A 25,325-nucleotide genomic window follows, 5' to 3' on the forward strand; every position below is an offset into this window, starting at 1 on the left:
GATCAATCCCCCGCCGCGCGGCCCTTGAGGGCGATGATGCCCCTTGGGCGGAACTGAATGAAGATGATGATGAAGATGATCATATAGGTCTGCGCCGCCAGCGTGTTGGACGGGTTCAGCCACTCGATCCCCTTTTGCAAGGAGCCGATCATCGCCGCACCGGCAAGGGTGCCAAAGATATTGCCGACACCGCCCACAACCACGGTCATGAAGCTTTGCACGATATAGTCCTGCCCCAGTTCCGAGGTGACCTTGGCGAACAGACCAATGGCAACCCCTGCGATCCCGGCAATGCCAGAGCCCAGACCAAAGGTCAGCATGTTAACCCGTCCCGGATTGATCCCCATCGAGGACGCCATGCGCGGGTTCTGCGTGACCGCGCGGGTCTCAAGCCCCAGCCGCGTGCGCCGCATGATGAAGAGGAACAGAGCAAGGAAGATCAGCGCAAGCACAAAGATCGCGATGCGGATATAGCTGATCGAGACCACATCGTTGATCACCCAGGCCCCATCCAGCCAGCCCGGCGCCGTCAGCGGGCGCGCTTGCGTGCCGAAAATGTTTTTGGCCAGCTGCTGCAGCGCAATGGAGATCCCGAAAGTCGCCAAGAGCGTTTCAAGCGGACGGTTGTACAGATGCCGGATCACCAGCCGCTCCATCGCGACCCCGGCGGCGAATGTCACGGCAAACGCCAGCGGGATGGCGACAAGGATCGAAACCGTGTGATTGGGGATCACCTGCTGCACCACATAACCCGTATAAGCGCCCATCATGATGAATTCGCCATGGGCCATGTTGATGACCCCCATCAGGCCGAATGTGATGGCAAGGCCGATGGCCGCAAGGAAATAGATCGAGGCGAGCGAGATCGCATCCAGCCCCAGATCCACCGCCTGGTTGAGCGCCACCTTGGTGCCGATGGAGGAAAGCGCCTGCTGCGCGGCCGCTGTCACGGCGGCAGAAGGTTCGGCGTAGGTTTCGAAGAACACGTATTGGTTCAGGGCGACGGTGATCGCGTCTTCACCGACAAAGGGCGCGACCTTCCCGTCCGAGGCAAGGCTGTCATAGACCTTTTGGCGGATCAGTTCATTGGACAGCTGCGCCACGGGAACGCCTGCGACCCGCCCGCCTTCGATATGTTCGGCAAGGGTCTGGCGCAGAGCATCGGGCGTCGTGCGTTCGGGCACATGACCCGCTGCAACCAGCATGTCATACGCCTCTGTCCGGGAAAGACCGTCTTCGCCGGGTGTCAGACTGCGGGCAATGTTGCGGCCTTCGGGCAGGGTTTTGGCGACCTCGACAGTTACGGCCACCAGCGGATTGAGTGCGGCGCGCACATCGACGCTGAGATCACCGGACAGACCTTCGATTGCCGCGATCCGCTCTGCCTCATCCGCGCCATAGGCGATGGTCAAAAGCAGGGCCAGCCGCAGCTTGCGCGCCTTCAGGACTGGATCGTCCTCTCCCGCGATCGAGGCGCGCAGCGGGGCCAGAAGGTCCCCCCCGGGCGCGCGTTCGATAGCCAGCAATCCTTCGGCACGGGTGGCAGGATCCGGGTCACTCAGTTGAAACTGCACCAGAGCGGTGGCGATCAGCGCCCGCACGCCGCTGTTGGGTTTCAGCTGTTTCAGATCGTCCTTTGCATATTCCCCGGCCATGGCCGCACCGTCGGGGCTGCTGAGCGCATAGGTACGCTTGGCGACCTCTTCGGCAATGAAGAACAGACCGTCCTCCTTGCGCTGCCAGATCTCCTTGTTCTGCCAGGCCTCAAGAAATCCACGCGCCTGTCGCAACCCGCTGGCCGCGATGCCGTCGATCACCGGCCCTATGGTCTTGCGCGAACTTTTCTCGATCAGCGCGCGGTTCTCCTGCAAGAGCTGCTGCAGGGGGCCATCGTCCGCAGGTGTCTGGGCAAGGCTGACCTGGCACGCGCAGATCAGCGCGAGGCAGGCGAGGAATAGTCGTTTCATGTCTTTGAGATCCGCTCTGAAAGATCCGCCTTGGAAGGCCTGCCGGGCAAGCCGTGGGGAGCGTCAGCCGGGGCGGAGACCGGTTAAGCCCCCGCCGCGACCATGGTCTTCTGAGATCAGAAGATCAGTAGTTGGACAGCGTCTGCACGCAGGTCTTGGTTTCGGTGTTGTACATACCGCAGCCAAGATCCTTCCAGTCGGACATCAGAACAGCCGATTCCGGCAGGAAGTCGGTCCAGGCATCGCCCGGCACCGGATCGGTGGCGGAAATGATGTCGAACTGGCCGTCTTCCTGGATTTCACCGATCAGCACCGGTTTCGCCAGGTGGTGGTTCGGCAGCATCACGGCGGTGCCGCCGGTGAGATTCGGGAACTCCTGCCCGTACATGGCGCTGCGCACGGCATCCACATCAGCCGTACCGGCCGCAGTCACCGCGTTGGCCCACATGTTGAAGCCGATATAATGCGCTTCCATCGGGTCATTGGTGACCCGCTCATCGCCCATCAGCTCCTTCCACTTGGCGACGAATTCCTCGTTGGCTTCGGTGTCGGCCGACTGGAAGTAGTTCCAGGCCGCCAGGTGACCGACCAGATTGGAGGTATCGAGACCCGAAAGTTCTTCTTCGCCGACCGAGAAGGCCACGACCGGGATGTCATCGGCGGAAATACCTGCGGCTGCGAGTTCCTTGTAGAAGCCGATGTTGGCATCGCCGTTGATGGTGGAGATCACGCCGACCTTCTTACCATCTGCGCCCAGCGCCACCACGTCGGCAACGATCTTGGACCAGTCCGAATGGCCAAAGGGCGTGTAGTTCACGAAAATATCGCTTTCGGCGATGCCTTTGCCCTTGAGATAGCTTTCAAGGATGTTGTTCGTCGTGCGCGGATAGACATAGTCGGTGCCCAGAAGCGCGAATTTCTCGACGCCCAGTTCCTCAAGGAAGTAATCGGTTGCCGGGATCGCCTGCTGGTTCGGCGCGGCACCGGTGTAAAAGACGTTCTTGGAGCTTTCCTCGCCCTCATACTGGACGGGGTAGAACAAGAGGCCGTTCAGCTCTTCGATGACGGGCAGTACGGATTTGCGGCTTACGGAGGTCCAGTTGCCGAAGATCACGTCCACCTCATGCACGGTCAGCAGCTCGCGCGCCTTTTCGGCAAACAGAGGCCAGTCAGAAGCCGGGTCGACGACAACCGCCTCCAACTCGCAACCCAGAAGGCCGCCCTTTTCGTTCTGGTCGGCCACCAGCATCAGCATGGTGTCTTTCAGCGTGGTTTCGGAAATCGCCATGGTGCCCGACAGCGAGTGCAGCACGCCCACTTTGATCGTGCAATCGGCGGCAAGGCCCGCACCGGCACTCATACCCAGAGCCAGTACACTGGCAGCGGTTTTCTTGAAAAAGCTCATCATTCCCTCCAGGCAGGGCGCTCCTGTTCCATCTCTTTCCCTTGCGGAACAAGGGCAGCGGCACTAGGTCAGCCCTGCAACTGTTGTTGCAAAACGTGTGGCGGTCTGATCGAGGTCCAATTCGTGTGGCCGCCACACTCCCATGACCCGCATGTCAAAACCTGCGAGCCACAGTCAGGTTTCTGCAGCGCGGCACACATGGCAAACCCTTGCATCCACCACTTCCCGCCGAATCCGCCATTGCTTAAATTCTGGGCGCTCTTTTAGGGCCTGGATTAATTTTTGATCGACTTTGCTTGTGGAGCAGCCATTGAGCGCCTGCAAAATGGTCATTGCCGCCCGCAAAGCGCAGTCTCTTAAGCAACTGGCAAGACTCAGCCTGCGCCCAAGGGAGAGAGCAAGATTACCGAAGCCGCCATCATAACGCACCAAAGCGCCCGCCCCGTCATGGCCGCCCAGCCGCGTGCGGTGGGCCGTGCGCGCGTTTCGACCCACTACAAGGACGGCGCGGTCCGGCTGAAGGATCTGCACCAGGCCGGTGCGATGAAACTGTTGTTTCCGCAGGGCCGCCCCCACCCCGAGGCCGTCATGGTGAATACCGCAGGCGGCATCACCGGTGGCGATCGCTTCAGCGTCTCGGCCGCTGCGCTTGCGGGCGGCAGGCTCACCGTGACCACGCAAGCGGCTGAGCGCGCCTACCGGGCCCAGCCGGGAGAGACGGGGCGCATGGAGACCTGTCTTGGGCTGGCCGAGGGCGCGCAGCTGAGCTGGCTGCCGCAGGAGACAATACTGTTTGACGGCTGCCGCTTTGCACGTTCCCTGCGGGTAGAGATGGCGGCGGATGCCCGGTTTCTGATGGTGGAACCTGTCGTCTTTGGCCGCATGGCCATGCAGGAAGAGCTGCACGATGCCGCCTTCCGCGACCGGGTCGAAATCTACCGCGACGGGCAGATGATCTACTACGACGGGGTTGATCTGGAAGGCGATCTCGCCGCCACCCTGGACCGCCCCGCCGTCGCCGCAGGCGCGCGCGCCATGGCAGCGCTGGTTCTGGCCGCCCCCGACGCCGAAGCCTGGCTCAAACCCTTGCGTGAAATGCTGCCCGCAACCGGCGGCGTGTCGCTTGTCATTGATGGCCTTCTGGTACTGCGCCTCTTGGCGGAGGACGGTTTCACCCTGCGCCAAAGCCTTGTTCCCATTCTTGACCGGCTGACCGAGACCGGTCTGCCGCGCTGCTGGAGACTTTAAATCCGATGAACCTGACCCCCCGTGAAAAAGACAAGCTGCTGGTCGCCATGGCCGCCGAGGTTGCCCGCAAGCGTCTGGCGCGCGGCGTAAAGCTCAATCACCCCGAGGCCATCGCCCTCATTACCGATGCGGTGGTCGAAGGCGCGCGCGACGGACGGTCGGTCGCCGAAATGATGGAGGCCGGCGCCGCCGTCATCTCCCGCGATCAATGCATGACAGGCGTGCCCGAGATGATCCACGAGGTTCAGGTCGAGGCGACCTTTCCCGATGGCACCAAGCTGGTGACCGTTCATAACCCCATTCGATAAGTCTTTTGAGGAGACCCCAGATGAAACACCTGTCCGCTCTCGCATCCGCCATCACGCTCACCGCTGGTCCGGCCCTGGCCCACGGCGGGGCGCACCTGCATCCGCATGGGTCGGAAAACTGGCTCCCCGTGATCCTGGCGGCGCTGACTATCGGCGGTGCAGCGGCGCTGGCCTACGCACGGTCACGCAAATGATCCCCGGCGAACTGTTCCCCGCGGCGGGCGATCTGACGCTGAACGACAGTTCGGAGGCGATCACGCTGATGGTGGCCAATACCGGAGACCGCCCCGTTCAGGTCGGCAGCCACTATCATTTCGCCGAGACCAACCCCGCGCTCGATTTCGACCGGGACGCGGCGTGGGGCATGCGCCTTGATATCGCTGCGGGCACCGCCGTGCGGTTCGAGCCAGGACAGCGCCGCGAGGTACAGCTGATCCCTATCGGAGGCGCGCGCAAGGTGTTTGGCTTCAATCAGAAAGTCATGGGAGTCCTTTAGGCCCCAATCCATCCCGTCGCTGAGCCGCGCCAAATGGACCGGCTGCTATCAATTGTAACGCAAGCGTATTCACCAAACAGATAAGGACTGCAAAATGTGTGATCTATGCGTACTCGAGAGTGTGAAGGACCGCATGATGTCGCGACGGGGCCTGTTCAAGTCCGCCGTCGGCGCTGCCGCCGCGATGACGGTCGGCTCGGCGGTCGGCACCCGCCCCGCCTTGGCCTCTGCCGCACAGGATGTACATGACCTGACCCACACATTGTCCAAGGACTTTCCGACATTTGGTGGCCCGTCAGGGTACCGCCCCGAGCAGGTCGCCAATTTCGCCGAAAACGGATACAATATGTTCACGCTGGTCATCGACGAACATACCGGCACGCATATTGACGCGCCATTGCACTTCTCAGCGGACGGTGCCTCGGTCGACGAACTTCCCGTCGGGCAACTGATCTGCCCATTGGCGATCATAGATATCGCCGAAAAAGCCGCCTCAGATGCCGATGCACAGCTGACACCCGATGACATCAAGGCCTGGATTGCCGCGCATGGCCCCATTCCCGAAGGCGCCTGCGTGGCGATGTATTCGGGCTGGGCCGAAAAGGTCGGCACAGATCTGTTCAGAAACGCCGATAAAGACGGGGTCATGCATTTCCCGGGCTTTCACATCGAAGCGACGCAGATGCTGCTTGAGGAAACCCGGGCCGCCGCGATCGCCGTGGACACGTTGTCTCTTGATTATGGAGCATCAGCCGATTTTGCCACTCACTATGCCTGGTTGCCCGCCGGTCGCTACGGCATCGAATGCGTGGCCAATCTGGACAAGCTGCCTGCAACAGGCGCCACGATGATCGTCGGTGCACCCAAGCACAAGGGCAGCACCGGCGGCCCTGCCCGACTCATGGCCCTCGTCTGAGCACTCTGGCGGTCCACACCTGGTTACAGGACCGCCACCCATAAGCCCCCGCGCCCAAGCGCAAAACTGGACAGGAGAGGCCGCAATGCCCGCAAGAATATCCCGCGCCGATTATGCCGCCATGTATGGCCCCACCACCGGGGACAAGCTGCGGCTGGCTGATACCGATCTGATCATCGAGGTGGAGCGCGATCTCATCGCCGAGCGCGCAGGCGAGAACGCGCCCCTTTACGGAGAAGAGGTGAAATTCGGCGGCGGAAAGGTGATCCGCGACGGCATGGGGCAATCCCAGGCAACCCGCGCCGCAGGCGCCGTGGACACGGTGATCACCAATGCGCTGATCATCGATCACACCGGCATCTACAAGGCCGATGTGGGGCTGCGCGACGGGCGCATCCACAAGATCGGCAAGGCGGGCAACCCGGACACCCAGCCCGGCGTCGATATCATCGTCGGCCCCGGCACCGAAGCCATCGCGGGCGAAGGTCGGATCCTGACGGCGGGCGGCTTTGACAGCCACATCCACTACATCTGTCCGCAACAGATCGAGGATGCGCTACATTCCGGCCTCACCACCATGCTGGGCGGCGGCACCGGGCCGGCCCATGGGACTTTGGCCACCACCTGCACCCCCGGTGCCTGGCACCTTGGTCGCATGATGCAGGCGGCTGATGCCTTCCCGATGAACCTGGCCTTTGCAGGCAAGGGCAATGCCTCGCTTCCCGCCGCCATCGAGGAACAGGTTCTGGCCGGGGCCTGCGCCCTGAAACTGCACGAGGACTGGGGCACCACGCCTGCGGCCATCGATTGCTGCCTTGGGGTGGCAGATGCGATGGACGTGCAGGTGATGATCCACACCGATACCCTGAACGAGAGCGGCTTTGTCGAGCACACGGTGAAGGCCATGAAGGGCCGCACCATCCACGCCTTCCACACCGAGGGCGCGGGCGGTGGCCATGCCCCCGACATCATCAAGATCTGCGGCGAGGATCACGTCCTGCCGTCATCAACCAACCCGACGCGGCCCTTTACCGTCAACACCATCGAAGAACACCTCGACATGCTGATGGTCTGTCACCACCTCGACAAATCCATCCCCGAGGATGTCGCCTTTGCCGAAAGCCGGATCCGCCGCGAAACCATCGCGGCCGAGGATATCCTGCACGACATGGGGGCCTTCTCCATCATCGCCAGCGACAGTCAGGCCATGGGCCGGGTGGGCGAGGTGCTGATCCGCACCTGGCAGACCGCCGACAAGATGAAGAAACAACGTGGCCGCCTGCCCGAGGAGACCGGCGATAACGACAATTTCCGCGTCCGCCGCTATATCGCGAAATACACCATCAACCCAGCCATCGCCCACGGCATCAGCCGGGAAATCGGCAGCATCGAAGAAGGCAAACGCGCCGATCTGGTGCTGTGGAACCCGGCGTTTTTCGGCGTGAAGCCCGAAATGGTGCTGATGGCCGGCACCATCGTCTGCGCGCAGATGGGCGACCCGAATGCCTCGATCCCGACGCCGCAGCCGGTCTATTCGCGGTCCATGTGGGGCGCCTATGGCCGCTCGGTCGAACATTCCGCCGTGATCTTTGTTTCCGAGGCAGCGCAGGCCGATGGGCTGCGTGACAAGCTGGGACTGGCGAAACAGACCGTTGCCGTAAAAGGCACCCGTGGCATCGGCAAATCGGACCTGCTGCTCAACAGCGCGACGCCTCAAATCGAGGTCAATCCCGAAACCTACGAAGTGCGCGCGGACGGCGAATTGCTGACCTGCGAGCCCGCCAAAGAGCTGCCCATGGCGCAGCGCTACTTTTTGTACTGAGGAGCACAAAAAATGAGCGTTTTCATAACGTTGCGCCAGGCGCATGGCAGCCATTCCAACTGCGGCCTAGCTAGGTCAGAATCGATGTCCTATCTTCAGTGCCAATGGGAGGAGTTCACAACTGAAACAGGAGTGACCTCCAATGGCATATACGACACATCACACCGCATCGGCCGCTCCGGCCAGCGCGATCTCTGTTCTGAAAATCCTGGCAAAACCCTTTGTTGCCCTCGGCAACGGGCTGGTGGCCCTCGGCGAAGCCAACGACCGCAGCCGCAAGGTGCAAAGCCTGATGGCCATGAGCGATGCGGAGCTGGCAGAGCGCGGTCTCAAGCGCGACCAGATCGTTCAGCACGTCTTCTCGGACGTCTACTACATCTGAGCCGAAACCCGGCGCCAGACACATCGCTGCGCGGGGGGCTGTCATGACCGCCCCCACTCATCTGCACACACATCTACACACAATGGTTGCCCGTCAGTATCACGGGCATGCGCATGAGCCACAGCCCAAGGACAGGGTTGTTCTGGACTATGACGCGCGGTTTCTGCGCCGTAAGGTGCTGACCACCGAAAGCGGCGCGCGTCTTCTGGTGGATCTGCCGCAGACGACCTCTCTGGATCAGGGCGGTGTTCTGCTGCTTGAGGGCGGCGGCGAGATTGCTGTCATTGCCGCACCGCAAGAGCTGCTTGCAATCACGGCAGAGAACGATGGAGACTTGGTGCGCCTGGCCTGGCACATCGGGAACCGCCACACCCCCTGCCAGATCACGCCCGAGCGGCTGCTTATCCAGCGCGACCATGTGATACGCGCGATGCTGACGCAGCTTGGCGCCACGGTGGCGGAAGTGACCGAACCCTTCACGCCTGAGGGTGGCGCCTATGGCCACGGGCGCACCCATTCCCACGATCACGGACATACCCACGGGCACGATCACGGGCATACTCACGGACACAGCCATGATCATGCAGAGGGGCACTCCCATGAGCATTGAGCCCGGCGCGGTCCTGTTGATGCAATGGCTCTCTCCGGCCTATCCGGTGGGCGCCTTCGCCTATTCTCATGGGCTTGAGGCCGCTTGCAACGCGGGTCAGATCACCAACGCCGAGACACTGGCGGATTGGCTCGGAGATCTGCTGCTCTATGGCAGTGGACGCAGCGATCCGATCATCCTTGCCGCCGCATATCAGGCGCAGGATGACGCGGCCTTGGTTCAGGTGGATGCCCGCACCCGCGCCTTTGCGCCCTCTCGTGAACGGCTGGCCGAGGCCGTGAGCCAGGGCGCTGCCTTCTGTCAGACAACACGTGGCATCTGGGGGGACGATCTGCCGGATCTCACCTATCCAGTTGCCGTGGGCCGCGCGGCGCGGCTGCATGGGCTGTCTCTTGATCTGACCTTGCAGATGTACGTGCATGCTTTCGTCTCCAACCTTGTCGCCGCCGCCCAGCGGCTGGCTCCGGTGGGTCAGCTGGAGGGGCAACGGGTTCTGACAGACCTGGCACCACTGATCCGGGATGCCGCGCAGAATGCGCTTGATAGCGATCTGTCGACCCTTGCCGGGGTGAGCTTTGCCTCCGACATCGCATCCATGCATCACGAAACCCAGTATTCGAGGATCTTCCGCTCATGAGCAGTTTCAACGGACCTTTGCGCGTTGGCATCGGCGGGCCGGTCGGCGCCGGCAAGACCACCCTTACGGCGCAGCTGGCGCGCGCGCTGTCGCCGCATCACTCGATCGGGGTGATCACCAATGACATCTACACGCAGGAAGATGCCGAGGCGCTGATGCGCATGCAGGTGCTGCCGCAGGACCGGGTGATCGGTGTGGAAACCGGCGGCTGCCCCCATACCGCGATCCGAGAGGATGCCTCGATCAACCTTGCGGCCGTGGCCGAGATGCAGGCGCGCCACGCCGATCTCGAGATCGTGCTGATCGAAAGCGGCGGAGACAACCTGTCCGCCACGTTCAGCCCCGAGCTGGCCGATGTCACCCTCTATGTGATCGATGTGGCAGCGGGCGAAGAAATCCCCCGCAAGGGTGGTCCGGCCATCACCCGGTCGGATCTGCTGATCATCAACAAGACCGACCTTGCACCGCATGTGGGCGCTTCGCTGGAGGTGATGGAGCGGGATGCCGGCCGCATGCGCGGCGCCCTCCCCTTTGTTTTCACCAGCCTGCGTCATGGCAAGGGCGTTCCTGATGTCGTTGCCCATCTGTGCAGCATAGGCGGTGTCACCTCGCCACTGCTTCTCGAAGAAACCGGTTGAGAGTGCGGCGGCAGGCGAACGCTCCCGCGCCCTCCATCGCCTTTGAAAAGGCGCTTTCAGTCTTGGGCCCCGCCGCTGCCCGGTGTCCTTGACGTTTCATCGCAATTGACGCGGATAGGACGGGTTGAGATAACTCTGCCGAAACCCTTTTCTGCCTATTGTGTGCAGACCAATTTATCACTAGAAGCGTTAGCGCTAACTTTCGTTGTTCTGGTCTGTCTCCAAAAGGCTTCCGGACCGGACTTCAAACGATTTGCAAGGATCATTTTGGAATGAGTGACATCTGGGAACACCTGGCTAAGCAGAGGGCAGCGACCGCTGGCGTCCCTCTTCTGACGCTGTTCGAGACACCGGACAGGTTTGATCGTTTTTCGGCCAGCAGCGATGGGATGCTCATGGACTTTTCCAAGACAGCGCTGGATGACACCAGCCTGTCTCTGCTGATCAGACTGGCCGAAGGCGCCGAGCTATCGGACCACATTGATGCGATGTTCTCGGGCGATAGGATCAACTCGACAGAAGATCGCTCCGTTTTGCACACCGCCCTGCGCGCGCCCGCGGATCGCAAGATCATCGTGGACGGCACAGACATCGTCCCCGCCGTGCAGAAGACCCTGCACCGGATGGAGGACTTCGCCGAAGCCCTGCGCAGCGGTACGTTCCAAACGGCAGGCGGCCAGGCCTTTACCGACGTGATCAATATCGGGATCGGCGGCTCGGACCTCGGGCCCGTCATGGCAACGCTTGCCCTCGCCCCCTACCACGATGGCCCACGCTGCCATTTCGTCTCCAACGTGGATGGCGCCCATATCGCCGACACGCTGAAAGGGCTCGACCCCGAAACCACGCTGGTGATCATCGCCTCCAAGACCTTCACCACGACCGAAACGGTGGCCAATGCGGAAACCGCGCTGAAATGGCTGCGCGCGGCCTTGGGAGAGAAGGCAAGTGGCCATCTTGCGGCAGTGTCCTCGGCCCTCGACAAGACGGCCGCCTTTGGCATCCCACCCGAGCGCGTCTTCGGCTTCGCAGATTGGGTCGGCGGACGCTACTCAATGTGGGGGCCGGTTGGGCTTCCCATCCTGATCACCGTGGGGCCAGAGAACTTCCGCGCCCTCCTGAGCGGCGCGGCTGCCATGGATGACCATTTCCGCTCCGCGCCCTTTGCCCGGAACCTGCCGGTCCTCTTGGGGCTGATCGGGATCTGGCACAACAATGTCTGCGGCTACGAAAGCCGCGCGGTGCTGCCTTATGAGCAACGCCTCGCCCGCCTGCCCGCCTACCTCCAGCAACTCGACATGGAAAGCAACGGCAAGGGCGTCACCTTGGATGGAACGTCGCTCACCCGCGACTCCGGCCCCATCGTCTGGGGGGAGCCGGGCACCAATGGACAGCACGCCTTTTATCAGCTTCTGCACCAGGGCACCCGCGTGGTTCCGGCCGAGTTCCTGATCGGCGGCGAAGGGCATGAACCCGACCTTGCGCACCAGCATCGCATGCTGGTGGCCAATTGCCTGGCTCAGTCCGAGGCCCTGATGCGGGGCCGCAGTCCGCAGGAGGCACGCGTGATCGCCGCAAAGCGCGGTTTTGAGGGCGCGGATCTGGACCGCATGACGGCGCATCTGACCTTTCCCGGCAACCGTCCTTCTGTCACCATCGCCTATGACAAGCTCACCCCTTTCGTGCTGGGCCAGATTGTTGCGCTATATGAACACCGTGTATTCACCGAAGGGGTCATATGGGGCATCAACTCCTTTGACCAGTGGGGTGTGGAACTGGGCAAGGAACTTGCGCTCAGCCTTCTGCCCATGGTCGAGGGCGCCGGAAGCGATGGCAAGGACAGCTCTACCCGGGGGCTTTTGTCGAAACTTGCCCGCAAGACGGGCTGATACTGAAACGGCCCGAACGAAGGAACAGGCAGACACATGGTTTCACGCGTTATTCCCGTCGACCCTTTCGATCTGGTCCTCTTTGGCGCCACCGGCGATCTGGCCCGACGCAAGATCCTGCCGAGCCTTTTTCACCGGTTCCAGATCGGCCAGTTCGATACCCAGACCCGGATCATCGGCACCTCGCGTGCGGACCTGGACCGGCAGGGGTTCCGGGAAATGACAGCCAGTGCCATCCGTGAATTCGGCCAGGAAGAAAGCACGACGGAAGAGGAGATTGCGGCCTTTGCAGACCTCCTCGATTATGTGCCTGTCGATGCCCGGGGCGACACCGGCTGGGACGAGCTTGGAGAACACCTGCGTGCAGATGTGATCCGCGCCTTCTACCTGTCAGTCGGCCCAAGCCTGTTTACCGATATCGCGGACCGTCTCAGCGCCAGTGGCATTGCCACCCCCGACAGCCGCATCGTGCTGGAAAAACCCTTCGGGCATGATCTGGCCTCGGCGCAGGCGCTCAATCAGGCGCTGCGGGCGCATTTCCAAGAGGGTCAGATCTATCGGATCGACCATTACCTCGGCAAGGAAACCGTGCAGAACCTGATGGCGCTGCGCTTTGCCAATTCCCTGTTCGAACCCCTATGGAACTCTTCCCATATCGACCATGTGCAGATCACCGTCGCCGAAAGCATCGGGGTCGAGGGGCGCGGGGAATACTACGACAAATCCGGCGCCATGCGGGACATGGTGCAGAACCACCTGATGCAGCTTTTGTGCCTCACCGCGATGGAGCCGCCCGCCCGGTTTACGCCAAACGCGGTGCGTGATGAAAAGGTCAAGGTGATCGAGGCGCTGGACCCCGTGGCCCCGGACGACATCGCGCGCGGTCAGTATCGCGGCAAGAATGGCGACAGCTACCGTGACCATGCGGGCAACCCTGACAGCTCCACCGAAAGCTTTATCGCGATGAAGGTGCAGGTGGCGAACTGGCGTTGGGCCGGCACGCCCTTTTACCTGCGCACCGGCAAATGCCTGCGCGAGCGCGTGTCCGAAATCGCGGTCTATTTCCGTGACCCGCCACACAACATCTTTGAAGGCGCCGCCGGGGTACATGGCAATGTTCTTGTGATCCGCCTACAGCCCGATGAAGGCATCACCCTGCGCACCACGATCAAGGATCCCGGCCCCGGCGGCATGCGTCTGACGGGGGCCAACCTTGATATGACCTTTGCCGAATCCCTCCCCGACGCCGGCCGCCCCCAGGACGCTTACGAGCGGCTGATCATGGATGTGATCCGGGGCAATCAGACCCTTTTCATGCGCGGCGACGAGGTCGAGGCCGCATGGGCCTGGGCGGACCCCATCATTTCAGACTGGACCGAGGCAGGCACCGAACCGCAGCGCTATGACCGCGGCGGGTCGGGGCCGGAGGATTCTCTGCTCTTGATGCACCGCGACGGGCGCCGATGGCGCAGCATCGGAGACTGACAGATCCCCCACCGCCTGCCCCCTGCCCGCCCGCGCCAGACACCCGAAAGGCATCTCACATGAGCTTGAACCAGACACTCAAAGAGGTCACCGAACGGATCATCACCCGCAGCGCCGAGACCCGCAGCGCCTATCTGGACCGCATGCGTGCGGCCAAAAGCCAGGGTCCGGCGCGGGCGCACCTGTCCTGCTCGGGTCAGGCCCATGCCTATGCCGCGACTGGCGCCGATCAGGGCACGCTTGCCACCGGCAGCGCAGGTCATCTGGGCATAATCACCGCCTATAACGACATGCTCTCGGCGCATCAGCCGTTCGAAACCTACCCCACCCTGATCCGCGATGCCATGCGCGCCGCGGGCGGCACGGCGCAGGTTGCGGGGGGCGTGCCTGCCATGTGTGACGGCGTCACCCAGGGTGAGGCGGGCATGGAGCTGAGCCTGTTTTCCCGCGACACCATCGCGATGGCCGCAGGGGTTGCGCTCAGCCACAACGTATTCGACGCGGCCGTGTTCCTCGGGGTATGCGACAAGATCGTGCCGGGCCTTGTGATCGGCGCGCAGACCTTTGGCCATCTGCCCGCCGTCTTCCTGCCGGCGGGGCCGATGACCAGCGGGCTGGCGAATGATGACAAGGCCAAGATCCGCCAGAGGTTCGCCGCCGGGGAAATCGGCCGCGAGGAACTCTTGAAGGCCGAGATGGCCGCCTACCACGGCCCCGGCACCTGCACCTTCTACGGCACCGCCAACACCAACCAGATGTTGATGGAGTTCATGGGGCTGCACCTGCCCGGCTCTTCTTTCGTCAATCCCGGCACCCCCCTGCGCGCGGCGCTGACCATTGAGGGCGCGAAACGGGCGCTCTCGCTTTCGGCCCTAGGCGACAGCTACACGCCGGTCTGCGATGTGCTGGACGAAAAGGCCTATGCCAACGGAATCGTCGGGCTGATGGCCACCGGTGGGTCGACCAACCTGCTGATCCACCTGATCGCAATGGCGCGCGCCGGAGGGATCATCCTCGACTGGCAGGATTTTGCGGATCTTTCCGATGTGGTGCCGCTTCTGGCGCGGGTCTATCCCAACGGTCTGGCCGACGTGAACCATTTCCACGCGGCCGGCGGGCTTGGCTACATGATCGGGGAGCTTCTGAACGCAGGATTCCTGCATCCCGACACCAAGACCGTCGCGGGCACCGGGCTGGAACACTACATAAAGGAACCCTTCCTGACCGACGAAGGCCTGACCTTCCGCCCCGGCACCAAGACATCGCTGAACGAGGGCGTGTTGCGCCCCGCTGCGGCGCCTTTCCAGAAAACCGGCGGTCTCAAACGTCTGACCGGCACCCTTGGCACAGCGGTGATCAAGGTCTCCGCCGTCGCCAAGGAACACCATGTGATCGAGGCTCCCGCCCGTGTGTTTCATGATCAGGAGGAAGCCAAGGCCGCCTTCAAGGCAGGCGAATTCACCGGCGATGTGATCGTGGTTGTGCGCTTTCAGGGCCCCAAGGCGAACGGTATGCCGGAACTGCACAGCCTCACGCCCATGCTGGGCATCCTGCAGGGCAAGGGGTACAAGGTGGCGCTGGTCACCGACGGGCGCATGTCGGGCGCATCGGGCAAGGTGCCCGCCGCCATTCACGTTGTCCCCGAGGCACTGGACGGCGGTCCCATCGCCAAGATCCGCGATGGCGATATGCTGCGGCTCGATGCCACCAGCGGCACGCTGGATATTCTCACCCCCGGCGCGCTGGACCGCGAGCCTGCCACGGCCGACCTTTCCGCCTATCAGCACGGCACCGGGCGCGAGCTGTTCTCGCTGTTCCGCCGCGCCGTCACCTCTGCCGATACCGGCGCCAGCGTATTCGGAGATTGACCCCCATGAGCCTCACCCCCAAAGACGCCAGCGCCCGTACCCGCGAGATCTGCCGGCTGGCCCCCATCGTCCCCGTTCTCGTGGTGCATGACGTCGCCCATGCCCGCCCCCTGGCCGAGGCGCTGGTCGCAGGCGGCCTGCCTGCGCTTGAGGTGACGCTCCGCACGCCCGCAGCCCTTGATGTGATCCGCGAGATGGCCTCGGTTCCCGGTGGCGTTGTCGGCGCTGGAACGCTTGTCACCCCCGATGACGTGACCGCAGCGGTCGCGGCGGGCGCGCAATTCGGCGTCTCTCCAGGTGCCACCGACAGGCTTCTGGACGCCTGCGAGGCTGCAGGCCTGCCCATGCTGCCCGGAGCCGCGACCGCATCCGAGGCGATGCGCCTGCTGGAGCGCGGCTATGACATGCTGAAATTCTTTCCGGCCGAAGCCTCGGGCGGTGCACCCGCGCTGAAAGCCATCGGCGCGCCCCTGCCGCAGATCTCGTTCTGCCCCACTGGCGGCGTCAGTCCCGAAAACGCCAGGACCTATCTTTCGCTGCCCAATGTGGTCTGCGCAGGCGGCAGCTGGGTAGCACCGGCAGATATGGTGGCCGCAGGCGACTGGGACGGGATCACCGCACTTGCAAAGGCCGCGCTGGAACTGGCAACCGGCTGAGACGCAACACATGGCGGGTTGACAGAACACGCCGCTTCCACGATGTATTCCAACCAATTCCAAATTGGTTGCAGCTGGTCTGGCTGCGCCCACATCAGTGGAGACAGCCGTGCAGTCCTTTACCACCCGCCCCGAGATCCGCGGCAGTTTTGGCGTCGCCACTTCGACCCATTGGATCGCCTCGGCCGTGGGCTTTGGCATTCTGGAAAAGGGCGGCAATGCCTTTGACGCTGCCGTGGCGACGGGGCTGGTCCTGCAGGTGGTCGAGCCGCATCTGAACGGCCCGGCAGGTGATCTGCCCGCGATCTTCCATTCCGCCAAGACCGGCAAGACCGAGGTTCTGGCCGCCCAGGGCCCCGCCCCGGCGGGCGCGACCATCGACCACTACAAGGCGCAAGGTCTGTCGCTGATCCCCGGATCGGGGCTGCTCTCTACCGTGGTGCCGGGCGCCTTTGACGGCTGGATGCTGATGCTGCGCGATCATGGCAGCCTGTCCCTGCGTGAAGTGATGAGCCCCGCCATCGACTATGCCCGCGACGGCCACCCGGTGCTGCCGCGCGTTGCCCATACCATCGCGGATCTGGCTGAGTATTTCGCCCGCGAGTGGCCCTCCTCCGCCGAGGTCTGGACACCGGGCGGCGCGGCCCCTGAACCACACGCAATGTTCCGCAATCCCGATCTCGCTACCACCTATCAGCGTCTTTTGGAACTGGGCGAAGCCGCAGGTGGCGACCGCATCACCCAGATCGACACTGCCCGCACCGCCTGGGCCGAAGGCTTCGTCGCCGATGCGATCTTTAATTACCTCTCAGACGCCTGCGTCCATGATGTCTCCGAGCAGAAAAACCGCGCGGTGATGACCGCCGACGACATGGCAGGCTGGCGCGCCGACTATGAGCCGACGCTGACCTACGACTATCACGGCTGGACGGTCCACAAGACCCACGCCTGGTCGCAGGGGCCGGTGTTGCTGCAGGGCCTCGCGATCCTCAAACACTTCGACCTTACCGTCATGGATCCCTTGGGGGACGAGTTCACCCATACGGTGATCGAAGCCATGAAGCTCGCCTATGCCGACCGCGAGGCCTATTACGGCGATCCCGCCCACAGCGAGGTGCCGATGGAGGTGCTGCTGTCCGATGCCTACAACGCAGAGCGCGCAAAGCTGATCACGCGCGAAGCCTCTACGGAGCAGCGTCCGGGCCGGGTGCCGGGGTTTGAACATCTGGCGGATGCCTATATCGAGCGCGCCGCCCGCGACTTTGGCGTTGCGAATGCCGTCCCTCAGGAGCCGACCATGGCCCACCTGACCGAAAAGCGCGGCGATACGGTGCATCTGGATATCATCGACCGCTGGGGCAATATGGTTTCGGCCACGCCATCGGGCGGCTGGCTGCAATCCAATCCGGTCATTCCGGGCCTTGGGTTCCCGCTCAATTCGCGCGCGCAGATGTTCTGGCTGGAGGAGGGCCTGCCCACCTCGCTGGCGCCGGGGCGACGTCCGCGGACCACCCTGACGCCGAGCCTTGCCGAAAAAGATGGGCTGCGGCTGGTCTTTGGCACGCCGGGAGGGGACCAACAGGACCAGTGGCAGCTGATCTGGTTCCTGCGCTTCGTGCACCACGGGTTCGACCTGCAACAGGGGCTGGATGCGCCGCTGTTCCACACGATGCATTTTCAGGGCAGCTTCTTCCCGCGCGAGGCGCGGCCCGGCGAGATGATGATCGAGGCAAGCTATGATGCCGCCACCATCGCCGCCCTGCGTGCCCGTGGTCATATCGTGACCGTGGCCGACCCCTGGACCGTGGGCCGCCTGACTGCCGCCCTGCGCCATGCGGATGGCACGCTTCAGGCCGCCGCCACGCCGCGCCTGATGCAGGCCTATGCAATCGGCCGCTAGGCCCAAACCGACATAACCCACAAGGGAATACACCATGCTTGATATGAACACGCTTCTGACCCTGGCCGCCGTCGCCGCAGGTTCGGGTATCGTCGGCGGCATCCTTGCCGGTCTTCTGGGCGTCGGCGGCGGCATCGTCATCGTGCCGGCGCTCTACTTTGCCCTGTCCCTCACCGGTATGGAGCCCGCGCTGACCATGCAGGTGGCGGTGGGCACATCGCTCTCGACCATCGTCTTCACATCGCTGTCCTCGGGCTATGGCCACTACAAGAAGGGCGCCATCGACATGGATCTTCTGCGGCTCTGGGCGCCGTCGATCCTGGTGGGGGTGGTCATTGGCGGCATCCTGGGCGGGGTCGTTTCCGGCCAAGTGCTGATCGCCGTCTTTGCAACGGTTGCCGTCCTTGTCGCGCTCGACATGATCCTGCGCAAGGCACAGGACAGCGACACCCCGCGCAGTTTCTCAAAACCGGTCTGGGCGGGGCTAGGGGTCGTGGCAGGATCGATTTCCGCCATGATGGGCATCGGCGGTGGCACCGTCTGCGTGCCGATGCTGAACTTCCTTGGCTATGACATCCGCAAAGCCGTTGGTACCTCGGCCGCCATCGGTTTCATCATCGGCGTTCCTGGCGCGCTGATCTACATGGCAACCGGATTTGGAGCAGAGGGCCTGCCGCCGTTTTCTTTCGGTTACGTGAACCTCTTCCTTGCGGCCGTGATCATCCCTCTCAGCACCACATTCGCGCGGGTGGGGGTGAAGCTGGCCCACAGCATCCCGCGCCGGGCGCTGCGGCTGTCCTTTGGTCTCTTCCTGCTGATCACCTCGGCGCGGATGTTCAAGGATCTTTTCTTCGGATAAGCCATCGTGCACCCAGCCATGCCCAGCGACGAAAACATCGCAAATCTCCTGCGTCAGGAGATAGCCGACGGCGCCATGCTCAACGAGGATGGCCGCCTGCCACCGGAGCGGGCGCTGGCCCAGCGCCTGGGGATCAGCCGCGCGCGTCTCAGGTGCGTTCTGGACCTGCTCGCCGCCGATGGTACCATCTTCCGCCGCCGGGGTCAGGGCACCTTTGCCCTGCCGCCCCCGGCCACCGATGCAGCACGCCTGAAACCCCTTGCCAGACGCATCACCCCCGCCGATGTCATGGAAGTCCGCCTGGGGCTCGAGCCGACCCTTGCGGCGCTCGCCGCCTCCCGCGCTGGCGCTCAGGAGCGCGCCCAGTTTGCCCAGATCGCTGCTGCAACCCAAAAGGTCAACGACCAGGCATCCTATGACGCTGCGGATGACATCTTTCACTACAAGATCGCGGAGATGGCGCACAACGCCTTGTATCTTACCATGTACGAAGCGATCCGCAGCATCCGGCGCGAGGCAAGCTGGACCCGTCCGCGGGCCGAGGCGTATTCGGATGAGGTTTTTCCGCTTCTGGCCCGGCAGCATAAGACCCTGGCAGAGGCCATCATAAAGGGCGATGCTGCGCGGGCCGAAGCTGCTATGACCGAGCACCTGCGCACAGTCTCGGACACGCTTGCAAAGGTTTAGGCGGGCTTTCGTGCCCCGCGCCCGTCAGCCGCCGCCAGGATCGAGCCCACCAGGATCACCCCGATTGCGGCCAACGTTGTCAGCGGCAGGGACGTGGCAAAGAAGATCTGATCCGCAAGAAAGGCCCAGACCAGCGCCAGATACTCGAACGGGGCCAGGCGCGAGGCTTCGGCATATCGGAAGGCCAGGGTCATCGCGATATGGGCGCCGCCTCCGAACAGGCCGGACAGCACCAGGAACACAAGTGTCTTTTCATCGGTCCAGACCCAGCCATAGGGCAGCGTCATCAGCCCGCCCAGCATCGAAACCACGATAAAGTAGAAGGCGATGGATCCTGCGGTTTCGGTCTGGCTGAGACGGCGCACCATGATCAAAGCCAAGGCCGTCAGCAGCGCGGTCAAGAGACCCAGCCCATAGCCCGAAAGCGACGTTTCTGCAGCGCCCTGTCCCGCCCAGATCTGCGGCCCCGTCGCCAGGGCCACACCCAAAAGGCCCAAGCCAATACCCAGGATCCGCCCCCGCGTCAGCCGCTCCGACAGAAACGCGGCGGCAATCAGCGCGGTAAAAAGGGGGGAGAGGTAAGCCAGCATCGTCGCCTCGGCCACCGAAAGGCGCGCAAGCGTCGCAAAAGAGGCAAACATTCCCGCAGCCCCAAGGGCAGAGCGCATCAGATGCCCGAAAGGGCGCTGTGTTGCCAGCCCGTTCGGCCACTCGCCCCTCAGCCACAGGAACAGCACCAGCGGCAGCAGCGCAAAAAAGGACCGGGCAAAGACAATTTGTCCCAGGGGCGCATGCCCGCTCGCCATTTTCACGCAAAGCGCCATGCCGGTGAAAAGCACACCGGACAGGATTCGCAGCGTAATACCCTTGGTTTCGGTATCATTCATGCGGACTCTCCTGCGCGAAAGACCGGTCGTTGGCAAGGTCACTCCTCAGGCCCAAGCCTGTTTGCGTGACCGGGTTTTTCCTTTCACATCGACGTGAACTTGCGCTATCGAGATCACATGACCCGCTTGCCTGCCCGTTTCTGCCTGCGTCTTTTGACGGTTCTGGCCTTCACCATCACCATGGTGACGGTTGGGTTCGGGCATCAGCGTGTGACAGCCCAGGAAGCGACCCTCCCAGCCGAGATGATCGCGATCTACGGCGAGGCGGCGGCGGATTTCTGCGGCGAGTTCAGCGATACCGGCGAGGCCAGCGCCTCCTGCCCGCTGTGCCGACTGGTGGATGCGGCGATGATGCCGGAGCCGCTGTGCCTCTATCGCGACATGGAATATGTCGCGCTGCCTGATCAGGTGGCAGAGGCAGCCGTGCTGCCGCAACTAAATACGCAGACCTCCCACGCGCCACGGGCACCGCCCGCAGCCTGATCTGACGGGCTGACCGCTTTGGCAGCTATGCGCTGCCCCCTTTGCCCTCTCCCCCCGAATTGCGCCTTGGCTTTGCCTGCGTCCTTTTAGTGACTCAGCGCCTGCGGCCCATACCCCTCGTGTCGGCACCCTGTGCCCGCGCGCCAATATCCAAAAACTCAGGAGACTATTCCCGTGCTGAAACCTCTTGCACGTCTGCTGTCCGGCCTTGCGCTGGCAGTGGCTCTTATCTCGCCTGCTGCGGCAGAAACGATGACCGTCAAGGACGCCTACGACCGCGAGGTCGAGGTGCCGACAAACCCCGAGCGCATTCTGCTTGGCTTCTATTACGAAGACTTCTTCGCCGTCGGCGGCGCCGACGCCTATGACCGCGTGGTCGCCATTTCCCGCAGCACCTGGGAAGGCTGGCGCGGCCTGCAGTGGAAGGCCTACGTAAACGCAGTTCCGCGCATCGACACCCTTGCCGATGTGGGCGAAGTAGACAGCGGAACCTTCTCGCTGGAAACCGCGCTGGCGGCCAAGCCGGACGTCGCCCTGCTCGCGGGCTGGCAGTACAATGCCCTTGGCGACACGGTTCAGCGGCTCGAAGCCGCCGGCATCCCGGTGGTGGTGCTGGATTTCAACGCGCAGACCGTTGAAAAACACGTCGCCTCCACCCTGGCGCTGGGTCAGATCCTGGGCGCGACTGAGCGCGCAACCGAACTGGCCATGGGTTACAAGGCGGCGGTCGAGGACGTGACCAAGCGCCTCGAAAGCGTCACCGAGCGCCCCAAAGTCTATGTCGAACTGGGCCGCAAGGGTGCTGACGAGGTGGACAACTCCTATGGCAACACCATGTGGGGTCGCCTGATCGAGACCGCTGGCGGTGCCAACATCGCCGCGACCGAGATCGAGAAATGGGGTCCCCTCAGCCCGGAATACGTTCTGGCGCAGAACCCCGATGTGATCTTCCTCGCCGGGTCCGGCTGGATGGGCCGCGACAAGGCGGTGATCATGGGGCCGGGCATCGATCCTGCGCTGCCCCATGAGCGCATGCAGCCCTACATGAACCGGGCCGGCTGGTCAGGTCTGTCTGCTGTAAAGGATGGCAATATCCACGCCATCTACCACGGCGGCGCGCGCACGCTTTATGACTATGTCTTCCTGCAGTATCTGGCCAAGGCCCTGCACCCCGATCTGTTTGCCGATGTGGACCCGCAGGCAAACCTTGAGGCGTTCTTTGCCAAATACATGCCGATCCAGTTCCAAGGCACCTACATGACGCGCCTGCCGGATCCTGCAAACGGATGACCTTAGTGCATGACACCACTGCGGAAGGGGCGGTTGGCGCCGCCCCTCTCTACGCCCGCATCATTGCACGGCGCCTCTTCTGGCTGACCATCGGTGCCGCCGCGCTGGGGCTGGCCATGGTGCTGGATATCCTCACGGGCCCGGCGATGCTGGGGCTGGCGGATGTGCTGCACTCCCTGTTTCTTCCCGGCTCGGCGGATGCCACCAATGTGGTGATCGTCTGGTCGATCCGCCTGCCCATGACCCTGATGGCCGTCACCATCGGCGTGGCGCTGAGCGTTGCGGGTGTGGCCATGCAGACGATTCTCGGCAACCCGCTCGCCAGCCCCTATACACTGGGCCTGTCCGCCGCTGCCGGCTTTGGCGCATCGCTGGCGCTGCTGACCGGGATCACGCTGCCGATCCTAGGTCTGTTCACCGTGCCTTTCGCGGCCTTCGTCGCCTCTGCCTGCGCATCCGCGCTGGTCTACGGGTTTTCCCGCGTACGGGGCATGAGTTCGGAGATCATGGTGCTTGCGGGCATTGCCACGCTGTTTCTGTTCCAGTCCCTGCAATCCATGCTGCAATACATGGCCGAACCCGAGGTGCTGCAGGCTATCGTCTTCTGGCTGTTCGGATCGCTGCTGAAGGCAAGCTGGTCCAACCTGCCGATCAGCGCAGGCCTGACCGCCCTCTGCATCCTCGCGCTGCTGCCCGACCTCTGGCGGCTTACCGCCCTGCGCATGGGGGACGAGCGCGCCGCTGCCGTCGGTGTCGATGTCGGCAAGCTACGGATCCGGGTCTTTACCCTGACCGCCATTCTGACCGCGGGCGCGATCTGTTTTGTTGGCACCATCGGCTTTGTCGGTCTTGTCGCGCCCCATATCGCGCGCATGCTGGTGGGCGAGGATCAACGGTTCCTCGTGCCCATGGCCGCGCTGACCGGCGCGTTTGTCATGGTGGCGGCCTCGGTCCTGTCGAAACTGATTTCACCCGGTCATGTGATCCCGATCGGCATCGTCACCGCCGTTTTCGGTGTGCCCTTCCTGTTCATCCTGATCCTGCGCGGCAAAAGGAGAAGCTGGTGAGCCTTTCGATCCAATCCCTTTATGCAAGTCATGGGCGTAAGCCGGTCCTGACCAACGTCACCGCCCAGCTGGAACCGGGCCGGATCACCGCCCTGATCGGCCCCAATGGCACCGGAAAATCGACTCTGCTCAAGGCGGTTTCCGGCCTGATGCCCGCCACCGGAGAGGTGACGCTGAACGGCGAAGTCCTGCATGCGCCAAGGCGGCGCGAGATCTTTTCCTACATGCCACAGGACAGCGGCGCCCAAAGCAGCATCAGCGTTTTCGAGGTGGTCCTTCTGGGCCGTATGCGCAGCCTAGGCCTGTCGGTACCGCAAGAGTTGCAGGACGAGGTGGAGGCAACACTGGCCCGGTTCGGCATTTCCCATCTGGCGGCGCGCGCGCTCGACCAGATCAGCGGCGGACAGCGGCAGATGGTGTTCCTCGCGCAGGCCATGTTCCGCCGCCCCGAGGTGCTGCTGCTGGACGAACCCACCGCTGCGCTCGACATGCGCCATCAGCTTGTTGTGCTTGAGACCGTCAAGGAGACCGTGCAGAGCCGCAACATGATCGCTGTGATTGCGCTCCACGATCTGAACCTTGTGGCGCAGTTTGCCGATCACGTCATCTGTCTTTCCGACGGGCGGCTCAATGGCGAAGGAACCTGCGCCGAGGTGCTGACACCGGAGCGTCTGGCCGCGATCTATGGGGTTCATGCCGAGGTTTCGACCAACGAGCGGGGCGATCTCCGCATCCGCCCGATCAGACCCGTCTGATGTCTCAGGCAGTTCCCGCAAGCATCGGGGCCGCCTGTCGCCAACCGGGTAGTTCGCGATCAAGGAACTCCGCGACATCGGTCAGTCCGGCGACCTCCAGGGCCATCTCTACCTGGCGCAGCACACGGGGCAGAAAGCGCAGGTATCCGGGTTTGCCGTCGCGCAGGTTCAGGCGCAGAAAGACCCCTGCGATCCGGGTGTGCCGCTGCGCCCCCAGAAGGTGATAGCGGCGCCGTATCTCTGCCGGGCCTCCGGCGGTAGCAGGGGCCGCAGCGATGTAGCGTTCCAGCATCGCCTGCTCCAGTCCCGGCGCCAGATCGCGGCGTGCGTCCTGCAGCAGGGAAACCAGATCATATTCCGGCAGTCCAATCACCCCGTCCTGAAAATCCAGCAAGCCACAGCGGCGCACACCCTCGCGCCGGTCCAGCTCCATCAGGTTGTCAACGTGGAAATCCCGCAGAACCAGCGTGCGCGGCCCTTTGCCCAGACTGGCAAGCGGAACCTGCCACAGCGCACGAAAGGCCGCATCGAAGGCCACCACATCAACATCCGGGCGCAGGGCAGGCGCGAACCACTGCGTGAAAATCGACAGCTCATCCAGGAGGGTCGCCAAATCGTAGTCCGGCACATCCACAGCAGCCGCTTGCGGGTGGTGATGCAGGTGCAACAGAGCGTCGACGGCCAGCGCATAGAGCTCCGCCTCGGCCCGTCCTGCGGCCAGTTGCACGCTGTAGGTGCGGGTGCCAAAATCCTCGATCAGGGCAAGGCCGCTTTCAGCATCAGCACAATGGACCTGCGGTGCGCTGAGGCCAAGGTCCGCAAGGTGACGTGCAATCCGGATGAACCCCGCAAAGCCGACCGGATCAAGGCGATCCTCCATCAGCATCTTGCCGCGCCCCTCAAGCCGATAGTACCGCCGCGCAGAGGCATCCCCCGGCAGGGGCGCAAGGGATACGTCCGTCTCGCCACAGGCGGCGAGAAAGGCAACAAGGTCAGAAGAGGTGCAGGCAGTCATAGCTGGGCGCTTTGCGTCAAGGTTCTGAGATGCCTTCCGACCTGCAGGATTTTGC

Annotated in this window: 25 protein-coding genes; 21 read left to right on the forward strand and 4 right to left on the reverse strand. The window is 63.2% G+C overall.

Going from position 1 to position 25,325, the window contains the following annotated elements; genetic code table 11:
• Positions 1-2 precede the first annotated feature (2 nt).
• Both urtB and urtA read right to left on the reverse strand, forming a co-directional pair.
• Complete coding sequence (urtB, locus tag AADA15_RS07175) at positions 3-1,967, reverse strand: urea ABC transporter permease subunit UrtB (RefSeq protein ID WP_341640858.1); 1,965 nt, start codon at positions 1,965-1,967, stop codon at positions 3-5.
• A 124-nt stretch (positions 1,968-2,091) separates the two neighbouring features.
• Positions 2,092-3,327 (reverse strand): urea ABC transporter substrate-binding protein, encoded by a 1,236-nt coding sequence (urtA, locus tag AADA15_RS07180; protein ID WP_341641017.1) that lies wholly within the window; start codon positions 3,325-3,327, stop codon positions 2,092-2,094.
• A gap of 492 nt (positions 3,328-3,819) precedes the next feature.
• Here urtA and AADA15_RS07185 point away from each other — a divergent pair, with 492 nt between their 5' ends.
• The 17 genes from AADA15_RS07185 to AADA15_RS07265 all read left to right on the forward strand — a co-directional run bounded on the left by AADA15_RS07185 (position 3,820) and on the right by AADA15_RS07265 (position 19,773).
• The gene (locus AADA15_RS07185) at positions 3,820-4,620 is read left to right on the forward strand and encodes an urease accessory protein UreD (RefSeq protein ID WP_341640859.1); all 801 of its coding nucleotides are present in this window, start codon (positions 3,820-3,822) and stop codon (positions 4,618-4,620) included.
• Between the two features lie 5 nt (positions 4,621-4,625).
• Complete coding sequence (locus tag AADA15_RS07190; protein ID WP_341640860.1) at positions 4,626-4,928, forward strand: urease subunit gamma; 303 nt, start codon at positions 4,626-4,628, stop codon at positions 4,926-4,928.
• Between the two features lie 20 nt (positions 4,929-4,948).
• On the forward strand, positions 4,949-5,122 hold the full coding sequence (locus AADA15_RS07195; protein ID WP_341640861.1) for a hypothetical protein: 174 nt from the start codon (positions 4,949-4,951) through the stop codon (positions 5,120-5,122).
• Positions 5,119-5,424, forward strand: coding sequence for an urease subunit beta (locus AADA15_RS07200; protein ID WP_341640862.1), 306 nt, complete (start codon positions 5,119-5,121; stop codon positions 5,422-5,424). Before AADA15_RS07195 ends, AADA15_RS07200 begins: the two co-directional genes overlap by 4 nt.
• 94 nt (positions 5,425-5,518) lie before the next feature.
• A complete protein-coding gene (locus AADA15_RS07205) occupies positions 5,519-6,340 on the forward strand; it encodes a cyclase family protein (protein ID WP_341640863.1) in 822 nt (273 codons plus the stop codon).
• Positions 6,341-6,425: 85 nt separating this feature from the next.
• Positions 6,426-8,162, forward strand: a complete 1,737-nt coding sequence (gene ureC, locus AADA15_RS07210; RefSeq protein WP_341640864.1) for an urease subunit alpha — start codon at positions 6,426-6,428, stop codon at positions 8,160-8,162.
• Positions 8,163-8,304: 142 nt separating this feature from the next.
• Positions 8,305-8,544 carry a hypothetical protein gene (locus AADA15_RS07215; RefSeq protein ID WP_341640865.1) on the forward strand — a complete coding sequence of 80 codons (240 nt, stop codon included), beginning with the start codon at positions 8,305-8,307 and terminating at the stop codon, positions 8,542-8,544.
• Between the two features lie 82 nt (positions 8,545-8,626).
• A complete protein-coding gene (gene ureE, locus AADA15_RS07220; protein ID WP_341641018.1) occupies positions 8,627-9,154 on the forward strand; it encodes an urease accessory protein UreE in 528 nt (175 codons plus the stop codon).
• Entirely contained in the window at positions 9,144-9,791 is a 648-nt protein-coding gene (locus tag AADA15_RS07225) for an urease accessory protein UreF (protein ID WP_341640866.1), read from the forward strand. Before ureE ends, AADA15_RS07225 begins: the two co-directional genes overlap by 11 nt.
• Positions 9,788-10,429: an urease accessory protein UreG gene (ureG, locus tag AADA15_RS07230; protein WP_341640867.1), complete on the forward strand. Its 642-nt coding sequence runs from the start codon at positions 9,788-9,790 to the stop codon at positions 10,427-10,429. The genes AADA15_RS07225 and ureG overlap by 4 nt, the downstream gene beginning before the upstream one ends.
• 272 nt (positions 10,430-10,701) lie before the next feature.
• Positions 10,702-12,318: a glucose-6-phosphate isomerase gene (gene pgi / locus AADA15_RS07235; RefSeq protein WP_341640868.1), complete on the forward strand. Its 1,617-nt coding sequence runs from the start codon at positions 10,702-10,704 to the stop codon at positions 12,316-12,318.
• A gap of 36 nt (positions 12,319-12,354) precedes the next feature.
• A complete protein-coding gene (zwf, locus tag AADA15_RS07240) occupies positions 12,355-13,803 on the forward strand; it encodes a glucose-6-phosphate dehydrogenase (RefSeq protein ID WP_341640869.1) in 1,449 nt (482 codons plus the stop codon).
• 59 nt (positions 13,804-13,862) lie between these two features.
• A complete protein-coding gene (gene edd / locus AADA15_RS07245) occupies positions 13,863-15,671 on the forward strand; it encodes a phosphogluconate dehydratase (protein ID WP_341640870.1) in 1,809 nt (602 codons plus the stop codon).
• A 5-nt stretch (positions 15,672-15,676) separates the two neighbouring features.
• Positions 15,677-16,327 carry a bifunctional 4-hydroxy-2-oxoglutarate aldolase/2-dehydro-3-deoxy-phosphogluconate aldolase gene (gene eda / locus AADA15_RS07250; protein ID WP_341640871.1) on the forward strand — a complete coding sequence of 217 codons (651 nt, stop codon included), beginning with the start codon at positions 15,677-15,679 and terminating at the stop codon, positions 16,325-16,327.
• A gap of 109 nt (positions 16,328-16,436) precedes the next feature.
• The gene (locus tag AADA15_RS07255; protein ID WP_341640872.1) at positions 16,437-18,227 is read left to right on the forward strand and encodes a gamma-glutamyltransferase family protein; all 1,791 of its coding nucleotides are present in this window, start codon (positions 16,437-16,439) and stop codon (positions 18,225-18,227) included.
• 34 nt (positions 18,228-18,261) lie between these two features.
• The gene (locus AADA15_RS07260; RefSeq protein ID WP_341640873.1) at positions 18,262-19,086 is read left to right on the forward strand and encodes a sulfite exporter TauE/SafE family protein; all 825 of its coding nucleotides are present in this window, start codon (positions 18,262-18,264) and stop codon (positions 19,084-19,086) included.
• Between the two features lie 18 nt (positions 19,087-19,104).
• Positions 19,105-19,773 carry a FadR/GntR family transcriptional regulator gene (locus tag AADA15_RS07265; protein WP_341640874.1) on the forward strand — a complete coding sequence of 223 codons (669 nt, stop codon included), beginning with the start codon at positions 19,105-19,107 and terminating at the stop codon, positions 19,771-19,773.
• Here the strand turns inward: AADA15_RS07265 and AADA15_RS07270 are convergent.
• Positions 19,770-20,660 carry a DMT family transporter gene (locus AADA15_RS07270; protein ID WP_341640875.1) on the reverse strand — a complete coding sequence of 297 codons (891 nt, stop codon included), beginning with the start codon at positions 20,658-20,660 and terminating at the stop codon, positions 19,770-19,772. The genes AADA15_RS07265 and AADA15_RS07270 overlap by 4 nt on opposite strands.
• A 117-nt stretch (positions 20,661-20,777) precedes the next feature.
• Between AADA15_RS07270 and AADA15_RS07275 the strand changes: the two genes are divergently transcribed.
• From AADA15_RS07275 to AADA15_RS07290, 4 genes are all read left to right on the forward strand, one after another.
• The gene (locus AADA15_RS07275; protein WP_341640876.1) at positions 20,778-21,143 is read left to right on the forward strand and encodes a hypothetical protein; all 366 of its coding nucleotides are present in this window, start codon (positions 20,778-20,780) and stop codon (positions 21,141-21,143) included.
• Between the two features lie 174 nt (positions 21,144-21,317).
• Entirely contained in the window at positions 21,318-22,433 is a 1,116-nt protein-coding gene (locus AADA15_RS07280; protein WP_341640877.1) for an ABC transporter substrate-binding protein, read from the forward strand.
• A gap of 5 nt (positions 22,434-22,438) precedes the next feature.
• Complete coding sequence (locus AADA15_RS07285; protein WP_341640878.1) at positions 22,439-23,500, forward strand: FecCD family ABC transporter permease; 1,062 nt, start codon at positions 22,439-22,441, stop codon at positions 23,498-23,500.
• The gene (locus AADA15_RS07290; RefSeq protein WP_341640879.1) at positions 23,497-24,255 is read left to right on the forward strand and encodes an ABC transporter ATP-binding protein; all 759 of its coding nucleotides are present in this window, start codon (positions 23,497-23,499) and stop codon (positions 24,253-24,255) included. The genes AADA15_RS07285 and AADA15_RS07290 overlap by 4 nt, the downstream gene beginning before the upstream one ends.
• A 4-nt stretch (positions 24,256-24,259) precedes the next feature.
• Here the strand turns inward: AADA15_RS07290 and AADA15_RS07295 are convergent, their stop codons facing one another.
• The gene (locus AADA15_RS07295; protein ID WP_341640880.1) at positions 24,260-25,270 is read right to left on the reverse strand and encodes an aminoglycoside phosphotransferase family protein; all 1,011 of its coding nucleotides are present in this window, start codon (positions 25,268-25,270) and stop codon (positions 24,260-24,262) included.
• Positions 25,271-25,325 lie beyond the last annotated feature (55 nt).

Origin of the sequence: Phycobacter sedimenti, from assembly GCF_038148855.1 — a bacterium.
In the GTDB taxonomy this organism is placed as follows: Bacteria; Pseudomonadota; Alphaproteobacteria; order Rhodobacterales; family Rhodobacteraceae; genus Phycobacter; species Phycobacter sedimenti.